At 48.5% G+C, this 5634-nt stretch carries 4 protein-coding genes; all 4 read left to right on the plus strand.

All coding sequences use genetic code 11. The features are described 5' to 3' along the window. On the plus strand, window positions 1–299 hold a 299-nt coding region (locus C7B77_RS22530), incomplete at its 5' end, for a hypothetical protein (protein WP_106310169.1). Then, window positions 283–2982: a TraM recognition domain-containing protein gene (locus C7B77_RS22535; protein WP_106310172.1), complete on the plus strand. Its 2700-nt coding sequence runs from the start codon at window positions 283–285 to the stop codon at window positions 2980–2982. The genes C7B77_RS22530 and C7B77_RS22535, both read left to right, overlap by 17 nt. A gap of 14 nt (window positions 2983–2996) precedes the next feature. After that, window positions 2997–4265, plus strand: coding sequence for a hypothetical protein (locus C7B77_RS22540; protein ID WP_245894315.1), 1269 nt, complete (start codon window positions 2997–2999; stop codon window positions 4263–4265). Between the two features lie 159 nt (window positions 4266–4424). Further along, window positions 4425–5634 (plus strand): hypothetical protein (locus C7B77_RS22545; RefSeq protein WP_106310175.1); only part of this gene is annotated, 1210 nt, incomplete at its 3' end.

Consider the following 5634-nt stretch of genomic DNA (forward strand, 5'->3'; position numbering starts at 1 on the left):
GAGTCAACCGCATTCTCAGCCGTAAGCCAGGGATTGCCGGAATTCCTGCGGATGTATTTATCATCGCCCTGGGCTTGGACTTACTGCTGTATCTATTTTTAATCCAGATCTTCAATCTGGGCTGGCAAGTATTCGCCCTTGCTGTTGTCGTCGTCGATGGCACTTGGGTCGCCCTCACCCTCAAAGGCGTGTGGCAATTTGTCGGGTTGGCATTCAAACCACCTCGCTATATCCGCGCCAATCTTCCCTATCGTTCGCCCTTACCCCCAGCAGAAGATTCCGATGTTCGTACGCCCTAAACCAGTCCAACAAGTCTGTCGCCCTGGGGAGAAGCCAGAATTACTATTTCCGATCGAAGGAGAACTAGATTTAGTCACCCATATCGATTTCGATTGCAATGGGCGACAATTTGGTGCGTATTTACTTCAGATTACCGAGCGCAAGTATCGACTGGTATTTGGGTTTCAATGCGATGGCATTCACCCCAATTTACCGTGGGGCAGGATCGATCCGATTTATAACAGGTTATCCGCTGGGTTTAAGGATTTGCCAGAGGGTGAGGTATTAACGATCCACATGAAATCCTTTGTCGATAACACTGCCCGAATGCAGGAGTTATCCAAAACGGTCGAAAATTGTCAGTCAGATGTGTTGAAATACATCATGATGACCGAACAAAAACGGTTGCAAACTCTGACAGACAAGGGGATGAGAAAACCCAAATCGCTGACCTTATTTGCAACCTTTACCTTCGACCCCGAAGCCGATGTCAAAGACGACCAAATCGAAGCTTTTGGCAAAGGTCTTTATAAAATGTTCGCTAAGTTTTCAGGAGCCGAAAAGATCGCCCAGTCCCGCGAATTCACTGAGTTCTTAGTAGCTGGTGTCAATGCGTTCTATTTGTGGGAACAGATCCTATCTAATAAGATGGGGCTGGGGGTCAGAGCTTTAAGTACTCAAGAGTTGTGGCAAGATTTATGGGCGCGAGTTAATTCCACACCCGCGCCGCCCGTCCCCCAACGGATCTTTTTCAATGGGAAGACGGCCACCGAAAATATTTATCGTCCCCTCCATCCCCTATCGATTTTAATCGACGAAGAATCTAGCTTACCGACGGCAGATTATCGCTGGGTGAAAGTCAAAAATAAGTTCGTCGGCGTGATGTCGATGTTAGACCAACCAGATGAATGGAGTGACAAATTAGATGCGCTCACTTACCTGTGGAATAAGTTAGGGGAAGATAGCGTTTACGATATCGAACACATCGCTCAGATCGCTAAAGTCAGTCAAAGTATCAGTCGCAAAAAGCTCAAAGATCTCACCGATGAAGAGGTGTACAAAGCAGAAAAAGCGGCAGCGGAAGGAGATATTAACGTTGGGGCAAACCTCAATGCCCTAGAAGCGATCGAGGCTCAAGAAATCCTCCATAAAGGTGGTGTCGAACTATCGATGTCATCGACATTCCTCGTCCATCGCAATACGGTAGAGGAGTTAGATCGCGCTTGCGATTACCTCAAATCTCTATTCCTCTACCCCGCCCATTTACACCGCGAGTATACATACACTTGGTGGACGTGGTTGCAAACGTTCCCTGTAGCTTGGGATATGGCACTATCTCGTCCTTTCAGTCGCGAGAGCAAGGTGTTCACCAATTATGTGGCGGGGACTGTCTCGCTGGCGTTAATTAACACCTATGACAAAGGTGGCTTCGAGCTAATCTCCAACGATGGCGGCGTACCGCTATACATCGACATCATCAATAACCACCACCATATCCTGTGGATTGCCACTACCAGAGCGAGTAAATCTGTTTCCACCACGGGGATGCTCAACGGCGCATTAGCGAATAATCTGCCAGTGACGATTATCGACTGCCCGCCGACTAAAGAAGCCTCTACTTTCCGCGATTACGCGCGGCTATTGGGTGGAGCGTTCTTCGACGTGGGTTCGGAATGCAGCAATATTTTCGAGGTGTCCGATCTCTCGTACCTATCGCCCGAAGATCGGGAAGATCGACGCAAGGATTCCCAAGAAACCCTGTTAGAAATCCTCCAAATGCTGGTGACTGGTTCTAATCCCGATACGTTCGAGCCAATGTTTCGAGATTTAATCAGATCCTTACTCACATTAGTTCTGACCAAATTCTTCGCCGCTCGTGAAATCCAATCGCGGTATATTGCGGCGATTAAGGGGGGCATTGGTAGTGACGCATGGCAAAAGTACCCAGTGTTAGAAGACTTCATCGGTTTCTGCTCGCCGGAACGAGTCAATATTACCGAACCAGAACAACTCAAAGCCTTGAGTTATATCGTCACTAAACTGCGTTCTTGGACGCAGAGCCGAACGGGACAAGCGTTTTGTCGTCCCTCTACTTTCAAAACCGACTCCCAGTTATTCGTGATGGCAATTCGAGGAGTAGCCAACGCGGAGGATATGGCGATCTTGGCGACGGTTGCTTATGCAACAGCCATCCGCCGCGCTTACAGCAATCCTAAATCGGTACTATTTTTGGATGAAGCTGCTGCCCTACTCAAATTCCCTGCACTAGCATTGATGATCGGTCGGTTGTTGGCAATTGCCGCCAAAGCTGGGATCAGAGTAATGCTAGCCGCACAAGAAGTTCACTCGATTAAAACTTGCGCTGGCGGCGAACAGATCCTCGCTAACTGCGATATCAAATTAGTCGGACGCATCCAACCAGAATCGGTAGATGCGATCTCCGAAGTTATGAAGATTCCGCTGGAGCTACTCGCGCCCAATCTCACCGAAGCATACGTTCCCAATCGCGGTTGGGGCTACTCTAACTGGTTGATGTTAGATGGACGGAGTTTTACCTGGGCACGGATTTATGCCAGCTCCGGTACCTTGGCGGCTGTTGTCAATAACGTCCATGAAGTCGAACGCCGTCAAGCACTGCTGGAGCAAGCCGAGCATCCAATTATCGGATTGGCTCAGTATGCTTCGGAATTACTACCTGTATAGCTCAAACAACATCCATGAAAAAACGACTGCTTTCAATCATTATCTTTGGGTTAACCTTACTGGGCACCATTCGATCGCCGCTAGGCGACGCGCAAGCTTCGGCATCAGCGACTGGTAGCGTCACAACTACCACTACTCAAACTGTTGAGATCGATGGGATTAGCGTTCCCATCCCGCCCCAAAACACGACGACCGTTGTAAATGGGACGACCGTACCAAATACAACAACAGTCACACCCTCAGTAACTGCACCGACACCAACCGCCACGCCGACAACTAATAGCCCGATCCCATCAGGCGTGGGCACGACAGTAGGAACGGCAGCACAAGGGATTGTGACTACCACTGTCACCACCGCCGGAACTGGCGCGATTCAATCGGGCGATCGAGCACTCACCACCGCAGCAACCCAACAAACGGCAGGAATTAGTACCACATTAAGCAAGATCCCTTTTGTTGGGGGGATGGCAAACGGAGTAATCCAATCCAAAATAGCTTCTGGGATTGGCGATTTGACAACAATGGCCAGCACGGCATTTACGAACCTGATGAACGATCCCAATAACCCATTAGGTGGAATTGGGAAGACAATCGCTGGTTTCTTTGGTGGTAATAGTAGCCCGAATACTGCCACCGCTCAGGCTACGGCTCAACAGACGGCAATTAAGACTATTACCGATAGTTACGGACAAGGTGCGACTCAAGCTGCCACCATTTTATCAAAACAAACCAATCCCAATATCGGCAGCATCGATACCACACTCGCCAACACCACGTCAGCCAGCGATATTTCTACTACCGTCACCAACGTCCAGGCACAACAAGCAGTCGCAAAGATCGCCGTCAACACCAATCCCGCCAACGGATCGCTGACTCAATTAGATGCAATCTCCGCCACATCGAGCAAGGTAATTGCTGAGAGTGCGAACGGTGTTTCCGGTCAAGCAGCCCTCCAAAGCCGAGTCTTAGGCACGAACTTGAATGCAGCGGGAATGCAATATCAAGCCGCTCAAACCTACGATAACTCACTCGACCAATTAAACTCGATCGGTCAACAGATCGGACAGCAAGGAGCGATTAATGCCGAAGGCGTTCGCATTGCCGCCGAACAGAGAACCTTAACTGCCGCCCAACTTTCGCAAGCATCAACCGATGCAACAGCGCGAATTCGCCGCCAAGAAACCGAAGATCGGGCGAGTCAGCGATTGACAGATGAAGTCCAAAATACTAACTCCATCATCCAGGGGATGGTGGGTGCGGTCAAACCGAAGAGTAAGAGTTAAAGGGAAAGGGTAAAGGGTAAAGGGACACGCTCACCATCTATCCTTTACCCCTTTTTCCCCTCACACAGCCAATAGCACAGATACATCGATCGAGATCCGAGTAAAAGGTCGATCCCCCTTTACCCTTTACCCTTTCCCCTTTCCCCCACTCCCAAAACCATGCCCGATCCACTATTACTAAATCCACATTTATTAGCCGCCGCCAACTTTAGCCAAGCCGCTGCGACTGGTTCTGCTTTAGCCACAAACTTCGCCAAAGAATTCTGGTCGAATGTTTTTCAAATGGGGATCTTCGGACGGGTCGCACAAGTATCATTAACGATCGCGGGCATCGGCGTAATTTATCGCGGTTATTATTTTCTACTAGAAATTAAAGCTAAAACTTTAGATACCGAAAAAGTCGTCGGTTTTCTAATGGTATTAATCTTAGTACTGCTAATGCTATGGAATAGCGGACAGTTAGCCATGTATACGGTACTGGGAATGCGGAATTTTACTAACTCGATCTCCGATACGATCATGCAGGGGATTTCCTTCGATTTTGAAAAATTACAAGCAACTAGAAGTCTCAATGGCACGAATCTCGCCCAATCCTATTTTGTTAAATTTGAAGATGAGTTAAAAAAATGCGCTCCCGCAGCCCAAACTGCCTGTTTTCAACAAGCACTAGATAATTTAAAACAAAGTGTAGCTGCCAATCCCGAACAAGATCCGGTAGTTAATGCCAAAATAGCTGAGATTCAAATAGATCTCAATAACGCTGCGGGGGTACAACCAGCCAGTAATTCAGCCACTTCGGGGTCGAATACCATAACGCCACCATCTGGCACGTCAGACGGGACGATCGATGAGAAGGCTAAATGGGATATTATTGGCAAGGTCGGGGACTCGATTAAGTCGATGGGTAGTGCCATTTCTAATGCGTTTGAAAGTTTAATTCAGCTCGTATTTACCTGCTTGGCGATCGCCTTTTATATCGCCTTAGAACTGACATTATTAGTATTCGGCTTCACATTTCCAATTAATATCGCACTATCATTATTCGACCCCGCACCGATTAAAAATTGGTTTGGTAATTTTTGGTTGTTAGTCAATGCCAAACTATGTTTTGCAATTATCGTCGGTATCATTGTCTACTTGAATCTCTGGGCGCAGAGCCAGACGGGGCTGGCGAGTTTGGGGATTTTTACGATCGGCATTTTAATGGCAATTTACGCTCCCTTCCTCACCTTCTTCTATTGTCAAGGTTCGGCTCTGGCTCTAGCTGGGGCGATGAATTCACTTACGAGCGCACCAGCACGGGGAGCGGCACGGGGAGCTGGTAGGGTAGGGGGTAGAGCGGCGGCGAAAGTGGGAAGTGGCTTAATGC

Source organism: Chamaesiphon polymorphus CCALA 037, from assembly GCF_003003845.1.
Taxonomy (GTDB): Bacteria; Cyanobacteriota; Cyanobacteriia; order Cyanobacteriales; family Chamaesiphonaceae; genus Chamaesiphon; species Chamaesiphon polymorphus.